17 protein-coding genes are annotated in these 19663 nt (G+C 58.4%); 13 read left to right on the forward strand and 4 right to left on the reverse strand.

Translation table 11 applies throughout. The annotated features are described in order from the left end of the window. Positions 1 to 18: 18 nt before the first annotated feature. Positions 19 to 2100 (forward strand): ComEC/Rec2 family competence protein, encoded by a 2082-nt coding sequence (locus J4P41_RS10755; protein WP_426067162.1) that lies wholly within the window; start codon positions 19 to 21, stop codon positions 2098 to 2100. Between the two features lie 7 nt (positions 2101 to 2107). Here J4P41_RS10755 and nth read toward each other — a convergent pair whose 3' ends face one another. Beyond that, positions 2108 to 2788, reverse strand: a complete 681-nt coding sequence (gene nth / locus J4P41_RS10760; protein WP_426067129.1) for an endonuclease III — start codon at positions 2786 to 2788, stop codon at positions 2108 to 2110. 121 nt (positions 2789 to 2909) lie between these two features. Here nth and J4P41_RS10765 point away from each other — a divergent pair, with 121 nt between their 5' ends. From J4P41_RS10765 to J4P41_RS10775, 3 genes are all read left to right on the forward strand, one after another. Beyond that, complete coding sequence (locus J4P41_RS10765) at positions 2910 to 4748, forward strand: ABC transporter ATP-binding protein (protein WP_426067130.1); 1839 nt, start codon at positions 2910 to 2912, stop codon at positions 4746 to 4748. 90 nt (positions 4749 to 4838) lie between these two features. Further along, positions 4839 to 6209, forward strand: coding sequence for an amidohydrolase family protein (locus J4P41_RS10770; RefSeq protein WP_426067131.1), 1371 nt, complete (start codon positions 4839 to 4841; stop codon positions 6207 to 6209). A 333-nt stretch (positions 6210 to 6542) separates the two neighbouring features. Further along, positions 6543 to 6974, forward strand: coding sequence for a hypothetical protein (locus J4P41_RS10775; protein ID WP_426067132.1), 432 nt, complete (start codon positions 6543 to 6545; stop codon positions 6972 to 6974). An 8-nt stretch (positions 6975 to 6982) separates the two neighbouring features. Here J4P41_RS10775 and rdgB read toward each other — a convergent pair whose 3' ends face one another. After that, positions 6983 to 7582, reverse strand: a complete 600-nt coding sequence (rdgB, locus tag J4P41_RS10780) for an RdgB/HAM1 family non-canonical purine NTP pyrophosphatase (RefSeq protein ID WP_426067163.1) — start codon at positions 7580 to 7582, stop codon at positions 6983 to 6985. Continuing rightward, complete coding sequence (gene rph, locus J4P41_RS10785; RefSeq protein WP_426067133.1) at positions 7582 to 8292, reverse strand: ribonuclease PH; 711 nt, start codon at positions 8290 to 8292, stop codon at positions 7582 to 7584. The genes rdgB and rph overlap by 1 nt, the downstream gene beginning before the upstream one ends. 83 nt (positions 8293 to 8375) lie before the next feature. Between rph and hrcA the strand changes: the two genes are divergently transcribed. The 9 genes from hrcA (at position 8376) to J4P41_RS10830 (ending at position 18759) form a co-directional block, all read left to right on the forward strand. Further along, the gene (hrcA, locus tag J4P41_RS10790) at positions 8376 to 9446 is read left to right on the forward strand and encodes a heat-inducible transcriptional repressor HrcA (protein ID WP_426067134.1); all 1071 of its coding nucleotides are present in this window, start codon (positions 8376 to 8378) and stop codon (positions 9444 to 9446) included. A 63-nt stretch (positions 9447 to 9509) separates the two neighbouring features. Then, positions 9510 to 10394: an aldo/keto reductase gene (locus J4P41_RS10795; RefSeq protein WP_426067135.1), complete on the forward strand. Its 885-nt coding sequence runs from the start codon at positions 9510 to 9512 to the stop codon at positions 10392 to 10394. Positions 10395 to 10485: 91 nt separating this feature from the next. After that, the gene (locus J4P41_RS10800; RefSeq protein WP_426067136.1) at positions 10486 to 13116 is read left to right on the forward strand and encodes a penicillin-binding protein 1A; all 2631 of its coding nucleotides are present in this window, start codon (positions 10486 to 10488) and stop codon (positions 13114 to 13116) included. A 38-nt stretch (positions 13117 to 13154) separates the two neighbouring features. Continuing rightward, positions 13155 to 14286 (forward strand): peptide chain release factor 2 gene (gene prfB / locus J4P41_RS10805; RefSeq protein ID WP_211569159.1). Its coding sequence is split into 2 segments (ribosomal slippage): positions 13155 to 13223 and positions 13225 to 14286, totalling 1131 coding nucleotides; the frame shifts between segments, so codons are not numbered across the junction. A 393-nt stretch (positions 14287 to 14679) separates the two neighbouring features. After that, entirely contained in the window at positions 14680 to 15348 is a 669-nt protein-coding gene (locus J4P41_RS10810) for an energy transducer TonB (protein ID WP_010503623.1), read from the forward strand. A gap of 140 nt (positions 15349 to 15488) precedes the next feature. Continuing rightward, positions 15489 to 16574: a MotA/TolQ/ExbB proton channel family protein gene (locus J4P41_RS10815; RefSeq protein WP_211569158.1), complete on the forward strand. Its 1086-nt coding sequence runs from the start codon at positions 15489 to 15491 to the stop codon at positions 16572 to 16574. A gap of 4 nt (positions 16575 to 16578) precedes the next feature. Then, positions 16579 to 17004: an ExbD/TolR family protein gene (locus J4P41_RS10820; RefSeq protein ID WP_010503621.1), complete on the forward strand. Its 426-nt coding sequence runs from the start codon at positions 16579 to 16581 to the stop codon at positions 17002 to 17004. Between the two features lie 69 nt (positions 17005 to 17073). After that, positions 17074 to 17508 carry an ExbD/TolR family protein gene (locus J4P41_RS10825; RefSeq protein ID WP_010503620.1) on the forward strand — a complete coding sequence of 145 codons (435 nt, stop codon included), beginning with the start codon at positions 17074 to 17076 and terminating at the stop codon, positions 17506 to 17508. A 3-nt stretch (positions 17509 to 17511) separates the two neighbouring features. After that, positions 17512 to 18759, forward strand: a complete 1248-nt coding sequence (locus tag J4P41_RS10830; protein ID WP_426067137.1) for a hypothetical protein — start codon at positions 17512 to 17514, stop codon at positions 18757 to 18759. Between the two features lie 60 nt (positions 18760 to 18819). On the opposite strand, the gene flgH is transcribed toward J4P41_RS10830, so the two are convergent. After that, a complete protein-coding gene (flgH, locus tag J4P41_RS10835; RefSeq protein ID WP_426067138.1) occupies positions 18820 to 19566 on the reverse strand; it encodes a flagellar basal body L-ring protein FlgH in 747 nt (248 codons plus the stop codon). Positions 19567 to 19663 lie beyond the last annotated feature (97 nt).

Below are 19663 nucleotides of genomic sequence, written 5' to 3' on the forward strand. Positions count from 1 at the left end.
TCTGGGTTTGAGCGGATCATGGCGGAGCAGGGACGACGCCTGTTCGGGTGGCTTCCGGTTGTAATGGCCCTGGGTGCTCTTGCTTTTCTCATTCCCCGTTTCACACCGCCAGCCTGGCCTGCTTTGATCGGCTTCGTGATGGCGGGAGCAGGAGGGTGGTTTTTCCGGACCCAGCCTCTTTTCCGCTTTGGGGCGTTTCTGCTTCTTGCGCTCACAGGTGGGTATCTCGATGCCGCATGGCAGACGAAACGCCAGTCACCAATGCCTGCCCTTCCCACGCACGCTACAATTCTCACGGGGCGCGTTCTTGCTCTGGAAAGTCTCCCTCCCCATTCCGATGACGACGAGGGAGGGCGGCGGATCATTCTGGCTCACGCCACATTCGACACGCCCGTAGATGCCGGAATGGCACCGCTTAAACGAACGCTCAGGCTGAAACTCCGGGACGATGATCCTGCCTCTCCCCAACCCGGAAGCCTCATCCAGATCCGAGCCATGCTCCGGCCTCCATCTTCACCCTCTTTCCCCGGAGGACGCGACCTTCAGCGGGAAGCATGGTTTTCCGGGACCGCAGGAAGCGGATATGCGCTCGGGCAACTGAGTATTCTGAACAGTCAGTCTTCATCCCGTCTGGAAACACTCCGGGAGAAGACCGCAGCCCGAATTGAAGCGATACTTCCCGGTCAGACGGGTGCCATCGCTGCCACTCTGCTTGTCGGCGAAACCGGGCTCATTAATGCCACAACCCGACAGGAATTTTCCGCTTCGGGTCTGGCTCATCTTCTTGCCGTTGCAGGTCTGCATCTGGGGCTGGTCATGGCGGCCGTTGCAGTGTCTGTCCGCGCCCTTTTGACGGCATCCGAACGCCTCGCCCTCTACTGGCCTTGCCGTGAAATCGCGGCTTTGGCAGGGCTGACAGTGGGCGTTGGGTATGTCCTGCTGACTGGCGTGCACCTTCCAAGCGTCCGGGCGCTGGGCATGGCGGTTCTGGTTACGCTGGCCTTGCTGACGGGGCGGCGCGTTCTGTCCATGCGGTCTCTAGCTATCATCGCGCTCGCCATTCTGCTGGTCTCGCCGGTATCGGTGCTGGATGTGTCCTTCCAGATGTCCTTCGCTGCCGTGATGGGTCTGATTGCGGGGTACGAAGCTCTTCGCGAACCCCTCACGAGGCTAAGAGGCGAGGGAGGAGCGGGGCGTGTCATCTTGTCACACCTGACGGCTCTGTCCCTGACAAGTCTGCTCGCAGGGTTGGCAACGCTCCCTGTCAGCATGGCGCATTTCGGGGCCTTCCAGCCGTGGTTCGTTCTGGCAAATCTTCTTGCGGTCCCAATGGCGGCCGTCTGGATCATGCCTGCCGGATTGATCTCCCTGCTGCTCATGCCGATCCATGCCTCCGCGCTCCCATTGACCATCATGGGGTGGGGCATCCAGATCGTTCAACGCATCGCCAGAACCGTCGCCGCGTTTCCGCTGGCGCATGAGCCCGTGCCTCATATGCCCGGCTGGGCACTGCTCACCGTTCTCTTAGGGCTGTGCCTGCTCTGCCTTTGGAAAGGATGCGCGCGCCTCGCCGGACTTGCACCAATTACAATAGGATTGCTCTCAATCTGGCTGGTGCCTCGACCGGACATTTTGGTCTCGTCTGATGCTGGCCTGATCGCTGTTCGGGCAGACGGCGTTCTGCAAGCTGGTCCTTACAGCAGTCTGGAACGCCTGACCTTGCAGGACTGGCAGCAGGCTCTGGCACTTCCGGCGGGGAGCTTGCCTCCAGACTGCCTGAAGAGCCTTTGCCGCATGACTGTCAAAGGACAGACACTTCTTCTGCGGACCAAAGATCCGTCAGACGGAGCAATTCCGCCCTCTGCGCAGGATTGTCAGGGCGTGAGTCTGCTCATCAGTGCATCGCCCGCCCGGACTGCCTGCCCCGGCGTCCCGTTCATCGACCGTTTCTCTGTCTGGAGGAATGGGGCCTATGCCGTGTCTCTCCGCCACGGCGCGCCTGTCCTGATCTCGGATCGAAGCTGGCGGGGAGACCGGCCATGGGTGCCAGCCGTTGGCTCGCATGGAATGCCCAACCTACCACTGGCTCAGGCGGAATAAGTTCAGATCAGGCCGCTTCTTTGGTTCGTGGTGGTGTGAGACGCTTGTCTGGGTACAGGCACCATTGGGTTGCCGGGCAGCGCCAGCATTCAGGCGCGCGAGCCTTACAGACATAACGACCATGCAGGATCAGCCAGTGATGAGCCGAGCGCAGCATATCCTTGGGAATACGTGCTACCAAACCATCCTCCACCTGCCGGGTCGTTTTCCCCGGAGCAAGCCCGGTCCGGTTTCCAATTCGGAAGATATGCGTATCGACCGCCATGGTATCGGCCCCGAACGCAACATTCATCACCACATTGGCCGTCTTCCGCCCCACACCGGCCAGCGCCTCAAGAGACTTGCGATCTGCTGGAACGTCCCCGCCATGCCGCTCCAGAAGCTGCTCGCACAGCAGAGCCACATTATGGGCCTTGGCGCGCCACAGGCCGATCGTCTTGATATACTGCGCGATCCCGGCTTCCCCGAGTTCTGCCATGCTTTTCGGATCGGGCGCGTGTTCAAACAGCCCCTTGGTCGCTTTATTGACGGACTTGTCCGTCGCCTGAGCAGACAACACCACACTTACCAGAAGCTCGAACGTATTGCGGAAGATCAGCTCACTTTCCGCATCCGGATTGGCTTCGGCCAGAGCGGTAATGAAAGCCTTGGCCGCGGCCTTGCTCATGGGTCTAGGGGCGTCTGTCATGGCTGAAACTCCGCGCGGGCTGTTGCGTCTGATCCGGACTGTCCGGCAAGATAGGCCAAATATCTGAAAATTTCATGCCATCAGGCCGTTGTCCTTGAGGGACAAAACGGCGGAGCTCTTCGTGTCCGATACTTCTACGCATCTTACCGGCCAGAAACAGGAAGGCCGGAAAATCGACGTTTCCTTTACAGAAGTCCTGTCCTTTGTCTGCCGCCGCTGGCTGGCACATCCGGTCCTGCTGGCCTGGACACTGTCTGGTGTGGCCCTCGCCACACTGGCAGATGTCGTCACACCGATTCTGGCGGGCCGTCTCGTCTCGGATATTTCCAAACATGCCGCCGGGCCGACGATTCCAAAAACCGATGAGCTTCTGAGCCTGCGCAACGATGCGTTCCTGATGGTTGGTGGGCTGATCGCGCTGGGCCTGATCGGATTGTACGGGCGTCGCTCTTCTTTTGTTGGTATTTCGCACCTCACGCTTGCGATCATGCACAAGGTGCTCAATCAGGCTTTCGAGCGGGTGCAGCGGTTCTCGACGGACTGGCACGCCAACACCTTTGCCGGTTCAACCGTCCGCCGCCTGACCCGTGGCATGTGGGCGATTGATACGCTGGACGATACACTTCTGCTGATGATTGGCCCGGAAGTCATGGTTCTCGGCGGCACAACGGCCGTTCTCATGTTCCGCTCGCCGCTCATGGGCTCCGTTCTGGCGGTGTCGGTCGTTCTGTTCGCATGGCTCTCGATTAATCTCACGCTCCGCTACGTCGCTCCCAGCGCCCGTGCTTCCAATGAATGGGACACGAAGATGGGTGCCGCCATCGCAGACTCCGTGACCTGTAATCCGGTCGTCAAAGCGTTTGGTGCAGAACTCCGCGAAGAAAAGCGGCTGGATACCATCGTTCAGGGTTGGCGCGAGCGCACGCTCCGCACATGGCTCCGGGGTACCAACAGTGCCAACATTCAGGCACTGGCCTCTCTCGTGATGCGGATGCTCATGATCGGTCTGGCCGTCATGCTGTGGTGGCAGGGCAAGGCTGGCCCGGGGGATGTAGCCTATGTGCTGACCATGATGTTCCTCGTGCAGGGCTATCTGCGCGATCTGGGACAGCAGGTCAGTCAGGTGCAGCGTTCCGTCAACGAGATGGAAGAACTCATCGCTATTTTCCGCCGTGATTCCGCCATTCAGGACGCGCCCAATGCGGAAGAGGCTCGCTTCACGCAGGGTGAAATCCACTTTGAGCACGTCATGTTCCAGTATCCGGGACAGGATAAACCGCTCTATCAGGATCTCAACATTGATATTGCACCCGGCTCACGGGTGGCTCTCGTTGGACCCAGCGGATCAGGCAAGACCACTCTGACCAAACTCCTTCAGCGCCTGTACGACGTGAACAGCGGACGCATCACGGTGGATGGTCAGGATATTGCGCAGGTCACGCAGTCTTCCCTGCGGTCTCACATCGCCATCGTGCCGCAGGAGCCGGTCCTGTTTCACCGAACACTCGCGGAAAACATTGCCTATGCTCGCCCTGGCGCGTCTCTGGAGGAGATTAAGGAAGCAGCCCGTCAGGCCAATGCAGCCGCTTTCATTGAACGTCTGCCGGAAGGCTACAACACGATGGTCGGTGAGCGCGGCGTGAAGCTGTCTGGCGGCGAACGTCAGCGCGTCGCCATTGCCCGTGCGTTCCTCGCTGATGCGCCAATCCTGATCTTCGATGAAGCGACCTCCAGTCTTGATTCGGAATCGGAATCTCTTGTGCAGGAGGCCATGCGTCGCCTCATGAAGAACCGCACCGTCATCGTCGTGGCGCATCGTCTTTCAACCGTCATGGAACTGGACCGGATCCTGGTCTTCAGCTGTGGCGAACTGAAAGAAGACGGCACCCACACCGAACTTGTGGCGAAAGACGGCGGTATCTATCGCCGCCTGTTCGAACTTCAGTCGCTCGAAGGCTGAAGTTTCGCTCACATCTGCGAGAGTGTAAGGGTCTTTCTTGCATGACAGAACGTTTCCCCTCAGCTTGACTGCTGCTGAGGGAAACACATCATGACACTTCGTTCCGCCTTTGCCGGATTGCTTCTGACCACGCCAGCCACATTTCTGGCACTCTCAGCTCAGGCCGAACCGGTGGCGTTCGATCATGCCCGCCTGATTGACGGAACGGGCGACCCGGTTCGCGAGAACGTCACGGTTGTCATTAACGACGGGCGCATCGTGTCCGTTGGAAGTCCCGCTCCCGCAGAAGCACAGCATGTCGATCTGAGTGGCAAAACGCTTTTACCCGCTCTCATCAGCGATCACAGTCATGTCGGCATCATCAAGGGAACGTCTGGCGGGAGCGACAACTATACCCGTGAGAACATTCTCGCAGCCCTCAAAAAGTATAGTGACTACGGTGTCCTGACCGTAACGTCCCTCGGTCTGAACCGCTCTCCGCTTTTCGACGATCTGCGCAAAGAGCAGCATGCCGGAAAAAATCCGGGAGCCGATCTGTTCGGCGTGGATCAAGGAATTGGCGCGCCAAATGGTGCTCCTCCGGCAGCAATGGTCAAAGGTCTTGGTCCCGATCAGGTCTATCGCCCTTCAACGCCGCAGGAAGCCCGTCAGGATGTAGACCGCATGGTTGCGGAACATACGGATCTGGTGAAGCTGTGGGTGGATGATTTCCGGAATGGCGTCCCGAACGGCAAGACGCTTCCCAAAATGTCGCCGGATATCTATCGCGCCGTCATTGACGAAGCCCATGAACACAACACCCGCGTCGCAGTGCATATCCACGATCTCGATATTGCCAAGGCCGTCGTTGATGCCGGGGCCAATATTCTGGCCCATGGCGTCCGGGATCAACCAGTCGATCAGGCGCTCATCAGCGCCATGAAGGCAAAAGGTGTCTGGTACATCGCGACGCTGGATCTGGATGAAGCAAACTATCTTTTCGCCGAGCATCCGGACCTGCTCAATATTCCCTTCGTCGCCGCCGCGATTGACCCGGTTCTCATGGCTCAGCTTTCCAATGCCGAATGGCGCCAGAAAACACTGGCCAATCCTCTCACAGCAGCTTCCCACAAGGCTGTTGTCCTGAATCAGAAGAACCTGCTCACCCTTTATCGTGCCGGCGTGAAAATCGGTTTTGGTACGGATTCAGGGGCTGCGCCGACGCGTCTGCCTGGCTTTGCCGAACATCGTGAACTGGCTCTGACCGTCGAAGCGGGTCTGACCCCTCTGGAAGCGATCCATCTTGCAACTGGAAATGCCGCAGAACTTCTGGAACTGGACGATCGTGGTGTGATCCAGCCGGGGCGTCGGGCCGATCTGCTCATCGTGCGAGGCGCGCCAGACAAAACCATTGCCGATATCGATCAGGTGGATCAGGTCTGGCAGCGCGGCGTTCTGGTCAGTCATGGTCCTGTGCATTGAGGGACATTCTGTCCGACTTTGAACGGACCAGAAGCCGCTCTCACATGGATCATCAGGAATAACGATTGCGTAGAAACGTCATTAATCTTCAGTAAGAATCGTTACAGGAGCACCTTTTACGGTAGCAGTGTTCTGTTTTATATCCCTCGTTGCCGTTTCCACTCCGGGACGGCCTCGTTTCTGCGGAGTGGGCAAGACCTGGATGCTGGCTGAGAATGACAGCCTTCCATCGGACAACCTTACCCATGATCTGCAACAGAACTGTCACCGGTCTGAGATTTGCGCACTCGACCGCAAGAAAAAGCCATATCCCCTATGGCTTGGAAAGAGCGCATGCCTGCTGTCGAACACTTAACGCCTGACCCTGACCTCCATCTTCTTCTGGAGGATGGAGCCCTTATTCGTCCTGCCCGCTGGCAGGGACATCATGCTCTGTTCATGCTTCCCGAAGTTCCTCCGCGCCTCTGGATCCTTTCCCGATTGAACAGTGGTTTCAGCCGGTTTGAGGGCCGTGGGGTGCTGATAGGGGACCTTACTTTTTATGATGGGTTTGGTGCCCATCGTCTCACCAAGCATCTCACCTCCTGCCCTGTGGATGGGTGGGGGCCGCAGCAAGGCCCTCTGGCGCGCTGGACCAATGGCAAAGCCCTGCTGAAGTTCGACTGTCCTCCCAGCAGCACAGCCGTCATGATGTCCATGGAGATCTGTTCGGAAGGCCCCTATCGCCTGTGGCCTCATGAAGAACCCCAGTCTCCTGTTACATAGAAGGCGGTTCAGCCTTCCACGCACGCCTTCAGAAACAGTTCAAAAGCGCGGCCACGATGGCTGAGGGCGTTCTTTTCGTTCTCAGCCATCTCGGCAAAAGTCCGCGTTTCGCCTTCTGGTACGAACATGGGATCGTAGCCATGCCCCTGTTCCCCGCGCGGAGGCCAAACCGTCTGGCCATGACACTCACCGACAACCGACTGCGTTTCTCCATCCGGCCATGCAAGACAGAGGGCCGCGACGAAAGACGCACCATGATCGGTCGTATCGCCCACTTCCCGATGCACCCGCTCCATGGCAATGCTCATATCCTTGGTCGGTCCACCCCAGCGCGCTGAATAGACGCCGGGCTGGCCGCCCAATGCGGAAACACAGAAACCGGAATCATCAGCCAATGCGGGCATGCCAGAAGCTCGCGCCGCAGCAAGAGCCTTGATTTCGGAATTACCAACGAACGTATCAGCCGTTTCTTCCGGTTCCGGCAGGTTCAGTTCCCCAGCAGACACGACCGTAATGCCGCTTTCTGCCAGAAGGGTAGAGAATTCACGCAGCTTCCCGGCATTGTGGCTGGCAAGAACGATTTTTGATCCACGGGACAGACGACGCATCATAGGGTCTCCAGTGCTGCATTCTGGGCTTCGAACAGCTTGGCTGTGCCAAGACGTGCGAGGCGCAGCAGTTCAAAAAAATCATGGTCCTGAAAGGGAGACGTTTCCGCCGTACCCTGAATTTCCACGATGCCACCCTCGGCCGTCAGAACAAAATTCGTGTCGGCCTGTGCTGCGCTGTCTTCAATGTAATCCAGATCCAGCACGGCTCCTGCCTCTGTCAGCCCGCAGGAAACAGCGGCGACCTGTGATGTGATGACGGAAGTGAGCTTAGCTTTTCGCAACGCCAGGGAAAGCGCTACCCACGCGCCGGTAATGGACGCACAGCGTGTGCCGCCATCGGCATTCAGGACGTCGCAATCCAGAGTAATCGTCCGTTCGCCCAGCTTCTTGAGATTGACGCACGGGCGCAGGGAACGGGCGATCAGCCGCTGGATTTCCTGTGTGCGGCCTGACTGCTTGCCCTTGGAGGCCTCTCGATGCCCACGTTGATGCGTGGCGCGGGGCAACATGCCATACTCGGCATTGATCCAGCCCTGTCCCTTGTTGCGCAGGAAAGGGGGCACCTTGTTCTCAATTGACGCCGTGCAAAGCACTTCCGTTCCACCAACCCGGATCAGCGCAGACCCTTCCGCATGGCGGGCGAAGCCTGGCTCAATGGATACGGGGCGACCTTCGTCGCGGGCGCGGCCGGACGGACGCTTTGTCATGCGAAAAAATCCTCTCTCAGAAGCGAGCCCTGCCTCTAGCGCGTTTGACGAGAACGCTTCCAGCCCCGACATACAGTTTTACCATGATCAGACCTGACCCCTCCTTCTTCCGCATGTCGAACTCCTTTCCGTCCGGGCTTGGGGACAGGGAAGCTGCGATCCTGCGGGAAATCGTCGAGGAATATGTCGAAACAGGTGCGCCGATCGGCAGCCGAACGCTGGCACAGCGCCTCAATCCAGCCTTGTCCCCTGCGACGATCCGCAACGTCATGGCAGATCTTGCCCGTGCAGGACTGCTCTTCAGCCCTCACGTCTCCGCAGGGCGTCTGCCAACGGAAAAGGGCGTCAAACTCTTCGTGGAGGGACTGCTCCAGTTTGGTGCTCTGACAGAAGAAGATCGCGCCAGTATCGACAGCCGTCTGGAAATTCACGGGCGTTCTTATCAGGACACACTGGCGGAAGCATCTTCCATGCTGTCCGGGCTGTCATCTGCCGCAGGGTTGGTATTGGCCCCCAAGTCCGATGCCACCCTCAAGCATATCGAGTTCGTTGCTCTCGGTCCGGGTCGTGTGCTTGTCGTGCTCGTCAGTTCTGACGGGCAGGTGGAAAACCGGATTATCGAAACACCGCCCGGCCTTCCACATTCCGCCTTGGTTGAAGCGGGAAACTACCTGAACGCCCATCTCGGAGATCTGACGCTCGGCACCCTCAGGGAGCGGGTCAGCAAGGAAATGGATGCCAACCGTCATGAACTTGATGCTCTGACGGCCAGCGTGATTGAGAGCGGCCTCGCCACATGGGACGCGGATGGTGGAACGCTGTTCGTGCGCGGTCAGGGCAAGTTGCTGGCAGACATTACCGAAATCGAGCGTCTGACAACCATCCGGATGTTGTTCGATCATCTGGAAACACAGGAAACCATGCTCCAGGTTCTGCAACTCGCAGACGCGTCGGAAGGGGTGCGGATCTATATCGGCAGCGAGAGTGGCATGTTCGGTATGTCCGGCGTGTCAATGATTGTGGCCCCAGCTCGGAATGAGGCTCAGAAAATCGTGGGCGCCATCGGTGTCATCGGGCCAACACGTCTGAATTACGGGCGGATTGTTCCCGTCGTGGATTACACGGCCCGGATGGTCGGGCGCCTGCTGGGATAGTTGACTGCAACCCTTCCGCCTTTGCGTTGTTGAATCCCGCGTCCATCGGAAAGGAAATAGTCCATGGCTACGATTGACGCAAAGAAGTCCGGTACGTTCCTCATTGGTGGTGACCTCAAGGTTCATCGCCTCGGGTTTGGTGCCATGCGCATTACCGGCAAGGGCATCTGGGACGAACCGCCAGACCACGAGGAAGTGGTTCAGACCCTCGAAAGCCTTCCAAAATTTGGCGTGGATTTTATCGACACGGCGGATTCCTACGGTCCGTTCGTTTCGGAAAACCTGATCCGCGAAGTGCTGTATCCCTACAAGAAGATGGTCATCGCTACGAAAGGCGGCCTGACCCGGCACGGCCCGGATATCTGGAAACCAGTGGGAAATCCCGATTACCTGCGACAGTGTGTCCTTATGTCCATGCGACGACTGGGCGTGGAGCGCATAGATCTCTGGCAGCTTCATCGTATCGGGCCGGACTGTCCGGCAGAAAAGCAATTTGAGGCGATTGCGAAGTTCCGCGAAGAAGGCCTGATCCGGCATGTGGGCCTGTCGGAAGTAAGCGTGAAAGACATCAAACTCGCGCAGAAATATTTTCCGGTCTCCACCGTGCAGAACCGCTTCAACCTTGTGGATCGCAAGTCCGAAGACGTGCTGGATTTCTGCACCAAGGAAAACATCGGTTTTATCCCATGGGCGCCGCTCGCCGCTGGGGATCTCGCCAAACCGGGCACTGACATGGACAAGATCGCTCATCGGCATCGTGCGGATGCGGGCCAGATTGCCCTTGCCTGGCTGCTCAAACGCTCGCCAGTCATTCTGCCTATTCCGGGGACAGGCAGCAGAGCACATCTGGAATCCAATGTCCGGGCAGCGTCCCTGAAACTCAATGATGAAGAGTTCGCTATGCTGGATCGGCAAGGTCAGGACGTCTGGCAGAAAACCGCAGCGTAACCATAATGATCACGAGCCGCTGAAAACCGTCACAAAATGACCCTTTTCAGCGGGGGCGACGAACGGCTCGTTTCAGTGCTATGCAGATTTCATGACGCGCCGTTCCATTCGCTCCCGTAATCCGCAGGACCCCAGGGCCAGTATGCCTCGTGGCCCACGTTTCCGTCGTTTCCGCCAGTCTCTTGCGATTGTTGCCGGCGTTGGGCTGGTTGGCATTGCGGGCGTGGGTGTGCTCGGCTGGACCACATACGCCAAACTTGTGGCTGATCTGCCAAGCGTGGACAGTCTGCGGGCCTACCAACCGCCTACAGTCAGCCGCATCTATGCGTCCGACGAGCGGCTCATGGCCCAGCTTGCCAACGAACGGCGGATTTTCGTTCCGATTGATGCCATTCCCGACAAGGTGAAGCGCGCCTTTCTGTCCACGGAAGATCACAACTTCTACACCCATGGCGGTGTGGACGTGATGGCCATTGCCCGTGCCGGCATGACGGACGTGTTCGCCCGTCACGGACGTCGCCCGCTTGGTGCCTCCACCATTACGCAGCAGGTCGCCAAGGTCATGCTGCTCAACAGCAACGTCCTGACCATTGATCGCAAGATCAAGGAAGCCCTGCTGGCGATGAAGATGGAGCAGGTCCTGTCCAAGGACAAGATTCTCGAAATCTACCTGAACGGCATTTACCTGGGGAATGGTGCCTTCGGTGTTGCAGCTGCCGCCCAGACCTATTTCAACAAGCCGCTCGATCAGCTGGATGATGCGGAAGCCGCCTCTCTGGCTGCTCTTCCCAAATCCCCGACGAACTACAACCCGTTCCTGCACCCGCAAACGGCCCTGATGCGCCGGAACATTGTGCTGGATCTGATGGCCGATAACGGCGTCATCAGCCGCGAGCAGGCGGAGCAGGACAAGAAAGAGCCACTGGTTCCGCAGCAGAAGCAGCGTTTCGGCCCTCTTCCGGATTCCGAATGGTTCGGTGCGGAAGTTCGCCGCCAGTTGATTAGCCAGTATGGCGAAGACAAGGCCCTTCAGGGTGGCCTTGAAGTTCATACAAGTCTGGATCAGCCGCTTCAGGTGTCGGCCACGAAGCTGCTGCATGAAGGGCTGATGAACTATGACCGCAGCCGCAGTGGCTGGCGCGGCCCGGTTCGTCATCTGGACGAAATTGACGCTGAAGGGTGGGAAGACAGCCTGAACAGGGTTTCGCCCCCAGCCGGAATGCTGCGTGAGTGGCGTCTGGGCGTTGTTTTGCCAGGAGGCTCCAAAGTCGGCTGGATCGAAGAGGGCGTCTCAAAGACCGGTCCGGTTCTGGCGACGGATCTCTCATGGGCCAGACGGATGCACCCGCTGCGTGCTGGCGATGTCATCATGATCGAACCGCAGGAAAGTGGTTCCGCTGCCCTGCGTCAGATTCCGCAGGTTGAAGGCGCTGTCGTGACGATGGACGTCCGAACCGGGCGCGTGCTGGCCCTTGTCGGTGGCTGGTCCTTCCACGAAAGTCAATTCAATCGTGCGACACAGGCGCTGCGTCAGCCGGGTTCGTCTTTCAAGCCCTTCGTCTATCTGACGGCCATGGAGCAGGGAATTTCCCCCTCCGAGAAGTTCGACGACTCTCCGGTTTCTTATGGAGACTGGCACCCTAAGAACTACGAGCATGACAACTGGGGCCCCACGACCCTTCATGACGCGCTGCGTGAGAGCCGCAACCTTGTGACGATCCGTGTCGCTGCCCATCTGGGTATGAAGGCTGTGGCGGATACGGCTATCAAGGCAGGTCTCGTGGATCAGATGCCGCATGTGCTCCCCGCTGCTCTGGGCGCGGTCGAAACGACAGTGCTCAAGGAAGCGGCAGCCTATGCCAGCATCGCCAATGGCGGCCATGTCGTGACCCCTACGCTGGTGGACGATATTCAGGACCGTCTCGGCAATATCGTCTGGCGCGCACCCGGTCTGACACTGGGCACAACATTGCAGGCCCCTCCTGCGCCGCCGGTTGACCCGGCATCTCCCACGATCACGCCGACAGCGCCGGATGGCCAGCCTGCGACAGTCCCGCCAACCTCGACCGTGCCTGCACAGCCTGTTCCGGGAAGCGTGTCCGTGCCGTCGCTCACCGATACGCGTCCTGTTCTTGCAAGCGAAGCCAGCACCTATCAGATCACGGCCATGCTTCAGGACGTGATTGCCCGTGGTACGGGCCGCATGGCGGGCGTCGGGATTGATCGCCCCATCGCAGGCAAGACGGGCACCAGTCAGGATTTCCATGACGCATGGTTCGCAGGCTTTTCGCCGGATATCGTGACAGTCGTCTGGGTTGGCTTTGATACGCCACAGACTTTGGGTAAAAATGCAGATGGCGGCCGTATCGCTGGCCCGATCTGGAACAAGATCATGAAAGTCGCGCTGGCCGATCGTCCAAGGCTCGATTTCCGGGTCCCGGCAGATATTACGCTGGCGTCCTATAATACGGGTCGCATCGCGGCAACGGACGGATTCAAGGCGGATCAGGTTCCGGGCGCCTCTGTGGCTCTGCATGGCTTCGGCGCTGGCACGGAAGCGCTGACAGCAGCGGATACGGGAGCTGATGCCGTTATTTCCGATTCCGAGAGCGATATGGGGGATGCTGGTCCGCAGAGTGCTGGTCCGACGTCCAATCCCAAGGCGCAGGCTCAGAAACCTGCTCCCTCTGATGGTGACATTGGTGTAGGTGGTCTGTACTGAGTGCAGCTATATCACCTCGATGGAATGGAGGAATTATTATGTCGGCCGAGACTGAAGCGCTCTCCGAACAGATCAAGCAGTCGGTGGCACTGCTGAGGAGGCATCTTTAACTGGGATGTCGCTACAACACGCCTCGCGGAACTGAACCACCGCGCGGAAGACCCAGATCTTTGGAATGATGCGGATGCTGCCCAGAAGCTGATGCGCGAGCGGACAACGCTTGCCAATCAGATCGAGGGTGTCCAGCAGATTGAACAGGATGTCGAAGGCACTCTGGAACTTGTCGAACTCGCTGAAATGGAGAACGACACGGATCTGGTGCAAGAAGCCATCACAACCCTGCGCGGACTGGCCGCAGAGGTTCAGAAGCGCGAAATCGAAAGCCTTCTCTCTGGCGAGGCAGATTCCAACGACTGCTACGTTGAAGTGAACGCCGGCGCAGGTGGAACGGAAGCCCAGGACTGGGCGGAAATGATCCTGCGCATGTACACGCGCTGGGCCGAACAGCACGGCTACAAGGTCACCTTCATTGAAAGCAGTGAAGGCGAACAGGCAGGAATCAAGTCCGCCACCATCCAGATCAGTGGCCACAACGCCTATGGTTGGATGAAGACGGAAGCTGGTGTGCATCGCCTCGTGCGGATTTCACCGTTTGATGCTGCTGCCCGTCGTCAGACGTCCTTCGCCTCTGTCTGGGTCTATCCGGTGGTCGATGATTCCATTGAAGTGGAGATCAACGACTCGGACCTCCGTGTCGATACCTTCCGGGCCTCTGGCGCGGGCGGTCAGCACGTGAACAAGACCGACTCGGCTATCCGTATTACCCATATTCCCACCGGGATTGTGGTGGCCTGTCAGACGGACCGTTCCCAGCATCGTAACCGTGCCAAGGCAATGGAAATGCTGAGAGCCCGGATGTACGAGGCCGAACTGCAAAAGCGTGAAGCCGCGGCTGCCCAGACAGAAGCTGCCAAGACAGATATCGGCTGGGGCCACCAGATCCGTTCCTACGTCCTTGCCCCGTATCAGCTAGTCAAAGATCTGCGCACAGGTGTGGAGAAAGGCAATCCGGACGCTGTTCTGGATGGCGCGCTGGATGATTTCATGTCAGCGTCCCTCGCCCAGAGAGTAGGGGCCACACGTTCGGAAGCAAGCGCATCGGCCCAGTAAAGGTCTGCGCAATAATATGAAACAAAAGACTGGTGTGGCGTAATGAATGTGCTGCCCAGTCTTTTGTATTATAATTCTGTTACAGGCCTTGAGAATTTTGATTTTTTCAGGGCAAAAAAGAAGCAGAAAAGTGTACTTTTCTGCACCCTCCCGCGCATTGATTAGTGGCAAACGATCGAAAGATGAGAGTTTTTCGTTTCGGGAAGGGCAATAATCAGCTTGACACCATGGCCTGAAGGCTGCCCAATCAGCATATCGGGTATGTTCTCACGACATGCGACGAATCACACGTCCGTGAGGTGAGGGAACTCGATGCAAACACAAGATCGAGATTTCACACTCTTGAGGTGTGGATCGATTGTCGGTGTCAGTGAGGGGTAAGAAGGTTACGACATGAAGAGCTACGCCGCACAGCAGCGCAAGCCGACGGACTACATTGTCGCGATCGTCGTGGCCGTGCTGGCTATGGGCGCGGTAATCTATGCGCTCATGAGCGGTGCTGTGGGCAAACTCGTCCACGAAAAGCCGCCCATCAAGACGGAAGTGATCAAGGAGCAGCCCAAGCCGCCTCCGCCACCTCCGCCGCCGCCACCGCCGCAGATGGAGCAGCCGCCGCCGCCGTATATTCCGCCGCCGAAGATCAGCGTCCCGCCGCCGCCGAAGGCGATCCAGCGGGTCACACACGCCAAGCCACCGCATCCGGTTCCGCCGAGCCCGACGCCTGCACCTGAGCCCGTTCCGGCTCCTCCGCAGGGTCCGCCAGCTCCGGCAGTTCCAGATCACACGGCTGGTGCGTCGCCAATCAACGGTGCAAAGCCGGAATATCCGGAAGAAGCACAGGAAGAGAACCGCGAAGGTAAAGTCACGGCTTCCTGCGATATTCTTCCGAATGGTCACACGGCGAACTGTTCGATCGTCAGCTCAACGGGTGGTCACGAGTTTGTGGAAAGTGCGCTCGACTTCCTTCGTCGGGCCCGGTACCAGCCCGCCGTCGTTAACGGCGCTCCGGTTACCGAGCATCACCACATTCTGCACGTCGACTTTACGATGGGCGACGAGTGATCCGTCAGCCAGTAGTCTAAAATAAGATTGTCCTTCCGGTTTCCCAGGATCCGGAGGGGCTCAGGAAAGGTCCGGTCCCCATATGGCCGGCACCCCAGACAGCTCCGAAAACGGGCATCTCTAACGAGGATATGGAGTTCATGACCAGACTGTTCCGCCTTCCTGCTCTTGCCGTTCCGACGAAGGCGCGCGCCGTCCGGGCCAGCGCCATGGCCCTGACGCTGGCCCTGGCCTCGGGTGCGATCGCTCCGGCTATTGCTTACGCCCAGCCAGCTCCTGCTGATCAGAGCGCACCGGCTGACCCGTCTGCCACGCCGCCGGCTGCTCCTTCAGACCCGTCTGCTGCTCCGGCTGCTTCCGCACCGACCGATGCTGGCGCCCCTGCTGCAACGTCAGGCGACGCTCCGGCTGCTGATTCGTCGGCTCCGGCAACGGCTCCTGCTGACCAGACGCCTGCTGCTGCTGCGACCCCGGGTGAAAGCGCCTCCGCTGCTCCGGAAGCTCCGGCTCCTCAGGGCAACCCTTATGGCCTCGGCGCCCTGTGGGCCAATGGTGACGTGATCGCTCGTGGCGTTCTGATCATCATGGTGATCATGTCCGCTGGTACTTGGATCATCATGGTCATGAAGTTCCTGGAGCAGGGCCGTCTGTTTGCGGCTTCCAAGGAAGCATCCCGTGAATTCTGGACCAAGCCTTCCGTCCAGCAGGGTGCAGCTTCCCTGAAGGCGTCTTCTCCGTTCCGCTACATTGCCGAGACCGGCATTGTTGCTGCTGAACATCACGAAGGTTCCATGCGTGATGCCATCGACCTGCATTCCTGGACCGAAATGTCCATCGGTCGTGCGGTTGATACGATCAACACCCGTCTGCAGGGCGGCCTCGCCTTCCTTGGTACGGTTGGTTCCACGTCTCCGTTTGTCGGTCTGTTCGGTACGGTTTGGGGTATCTACCACGCTCTGACAGCTATCGGCATTGCCGGTCAGGCTTCCATCGACAAGGTTGCTGGCCCGGTTGGTGAGTCCCTCATCATGACGGCTATCGGTCTTGCAACGGCTGTTCCTGCTGTTCTCGGCTATAACCTTCTTGTTCGCCGCAACAAGGGCGCCATGGACCGCGTTCGCAACTTCGCTGCTGACGTCCAGTCCGTTCTGATCGGTGGCTTCCGTCACGGTGTTGCTCCGGAAGATCACACGCCGACCACTATCACCACCAGCCAGCGGGTCTGATACTATGGGAATGAACGTCGGAGGAGGCGGCGGTGACGACGAAGTGGTGTCGGCAATCAACACCACTCCCCTCGTCGACGTCATGCTGGTGCTGCTGATCATCTTCTTGATCACCATCCCGGTTGCCACACACTCAGTGAAGGTCAAGCTGCCGGTTGATGCGAATCAACCGACACAGACCAAGCCGGGGAACGTTGTTCTGGCTGTGACCTCAACAGGTCAGGTTTACTGGAACACCACTCCGGTCAAGACACACGATGATCTGCTGAACCGCCTCGTTGAGGTAGCCAAGCAGAAGCCGCAGCCGCAGGTTCAGATCCGCGGTGACGGCGCTGCCAAGTATCTGGCAGTAGGCCAGGTGGTCGCTACCGCTCAGGAAGCCGGTATCGCCCATGTGGACTTTATCACCGAGCAGCCTCACTCGAACTGAGGTTTTGCCGGTCCGTCTGAAAACGGGCCGGCACCCTCTTTTACGTCACCCTTTTGGAGAACCGCCGTCATGGGCATGAGCGTCGGATCGGACAGCACGCACGAAGACGAAGGTATCGTCGATATCAACACCACGCCGCTGATCGACGTGATGCTGGTGCTGCTGATCATGCTGATCATCACCATCCCGCTGCAGACTCACTCGGTGGCCATTGATCTGCCCCAGGGCAATCCTCCGCCATCCACTGAGCAGCCCAAGCTGGTTACAGTCAGCATTGGCTACGACAACAGCATTTCTTGGAACAGTGAGCCGGTTACGTCCGAAGCAGCACTGCAGGCCCATTTTGAAGCCGCAGCTGCAGAAGGTGACCAGCCTGAAGTCCATATTCACCCTGACCGTCTTGCAGACTACAAAACAGTTGCCCACGTCATGGCTGATGCACAGCGTCTTGGCGTGACCAAACTGGGTATCGTTGGTCTGGATCAGTTCATGGAAGGACAGTAATTCGTGTTTTTGTCCCTTAACCGCCGTCTGGGCGCCCGCTCCCTTCTGCTGGCTGGCGCTATTGGTACCGCTCTCATTGCTGGGCCTGTTGCCCATGCAGACGATGTGCTGGGTCAAGCTGTCGGCAAGGATCTTCAGCAGGCGCAGAGTGCTCTTGCCTCGAAGAGCTACGATAAGGCCATGGCTGCGGTAGATGCTGCAGATGCGGTCAAGGGCAAGACGGATTACGAGTCTTACACGATTGCCCAGATGCGTGCGGCAGTTGCAGCTCAGTCCGGTAATGTGGACGCTGCGACGAAAGCATATGATGTTCTCATCAACAGCGCCCGCACGCCGAAGGCGGCCAAGGGCCAGATGCTGATGGCTCAGGCGACGATGGCCTACAGCGCCAAGAAATACGCCGCTGCCATCCCCCCGACAGAGCGTTACCTGAAAGAACATGGTCCGGATCCCCGCATGCAAACCGTGCTGATCCAGTGCTATTACTTGCAGGGCGACTGGAAGGGCACGGCCAAGGCGGCTCAGGAGCAGGTGGATACCACGATCAAAGCTGGCAAGACGCCTGCTGAGAACCAGCTTCAGATGCTTGCTACGGCCTACACGAATCTGAAGGATGCGGACGCAAAGACGCATGCCTATGTTCTTCTGGCCAAATACTATTCCAAGCCTGATTATTGGGCTGTTCTGATCCATGATCTGGTGGCGAACCCAAATCTGGCCCCCCCGCTCGTGTTCTATGTTGAGCGCCTGCGTCTTGCGACTGGCGTCCTGAAAGATCCGTCCGATTATCAGGATATGGGCGAGCGTGCTGTACAGATGGGTCTTTCCCAACTGGCACTCAACCTGCTCAATCAGGGTTACGCCAACAAGTCTCTGGGGAACGGCCCATCAGCTGCAGCTGATGCCAAATTCCACGCTTTCGTTGCTCAGCGCGCTGCAGCTGATCGCGCTCAGTTGGCGCAGGCTGCCGCTGCGGCGCCTACAGCTCCAACTGCAGGTCCAGCCCTGACGACAGGGTACAATCTCGTGCTGAATGGTCAGGCGGATCAGGGCCTTGCTCTGATGAAGACTGGTCTTGGCAAGAACCCGCGCTATCCGGATCTGGCACAGGTCGAATACGGCATGGCGCAGATGGATGCTGGCCGTAAAGCCGATGCCATTAAGACGTTTGAAAGCGTCTCGGGTAATGGTCCTGCAAAGGACGTGGCAGAGCTTTGGGCCCTTCTGTTGTCTCGTCCTGCTGCTCACTGACGGCAGTTGCGATTTCGAGATCATGGAAAGCGTCGGGAGGAATCCCGGCGCTTTTTTTGTTCAGAATGGCAAGATTGAATCCATGACCTGCTGTCCGTAACGCGGGGTCTGGATCTGGGTGATGGTGCCTCGGCCGCCGTAGGAAATCCGTGCCTCTGCCATGCGGTCATGCGTGACGGTGTTGTCAGCTGTGATGTCCTGTGGGCGCACAATTCCGCTCACGCCGAGTTCCCGCAGTTCGCTGTTTACCCGGACTTCCTGCTTGCCCATCACCACGAAGTTTCCGTTTGGCAGAACCTGCGTAATGGTTCCTGCCAGACGCAATGTGACCGTCTCGTTGCGGATGATCTTGCCTGTCGCACTGCTGTCGCTACTGCTGGCTGTGTTGAGACTGTCGGCACCCGTTACAGCGCTGATAATTTTTCCCTTGATACCAAACAGATTCGGGATTCCAAATTTCTCATCAGCCGCTCGGTTTGCTGTCGTACCATTGTTGAAGGCAGCATTGTCAGTAATGTCCACGATGATGGTGACCAGGTCTCCAACCTGGGAAGCCCGTTGATCCTTGAAGAAGGCGCGGCTTCCGCTACGCCACAGACTTGACGCTTCCGGTGGGGGTGCTCTCAACGGGGGCATGGGCATCGACACAGGGCGATAACTGGCTGCCAGTGTAGGATCGCTGATGGACGTCATTCGGGGTGGTCGGCCTACTTCCGACAATTGAGCCAGAGAATTGCAGGCAGACAGTGCCGGGAGCAGGCTCACTAGCCCCAGACAGCGCATAACACTACGAGATGGAAGCAACATGTGTGGGATAATTCCGCCTGTTCCGAACGAAAATATCCAACCATAAGCTTCGTAAAAAACAGGTTAACCTGAAAGGATTTCGTCCCCTAAGTCGCGT

The organism is Gluconobacter sp. NFX36 (genome assembly GCF_049887835.1).
Taxonomy (GTDB): Bacteria; Pseudomonadota; Alphaproteobacteria; order Acetobacterales; family Acetobacteraceae; genus Gluconobacter; species Gluconobacter japonicus_A.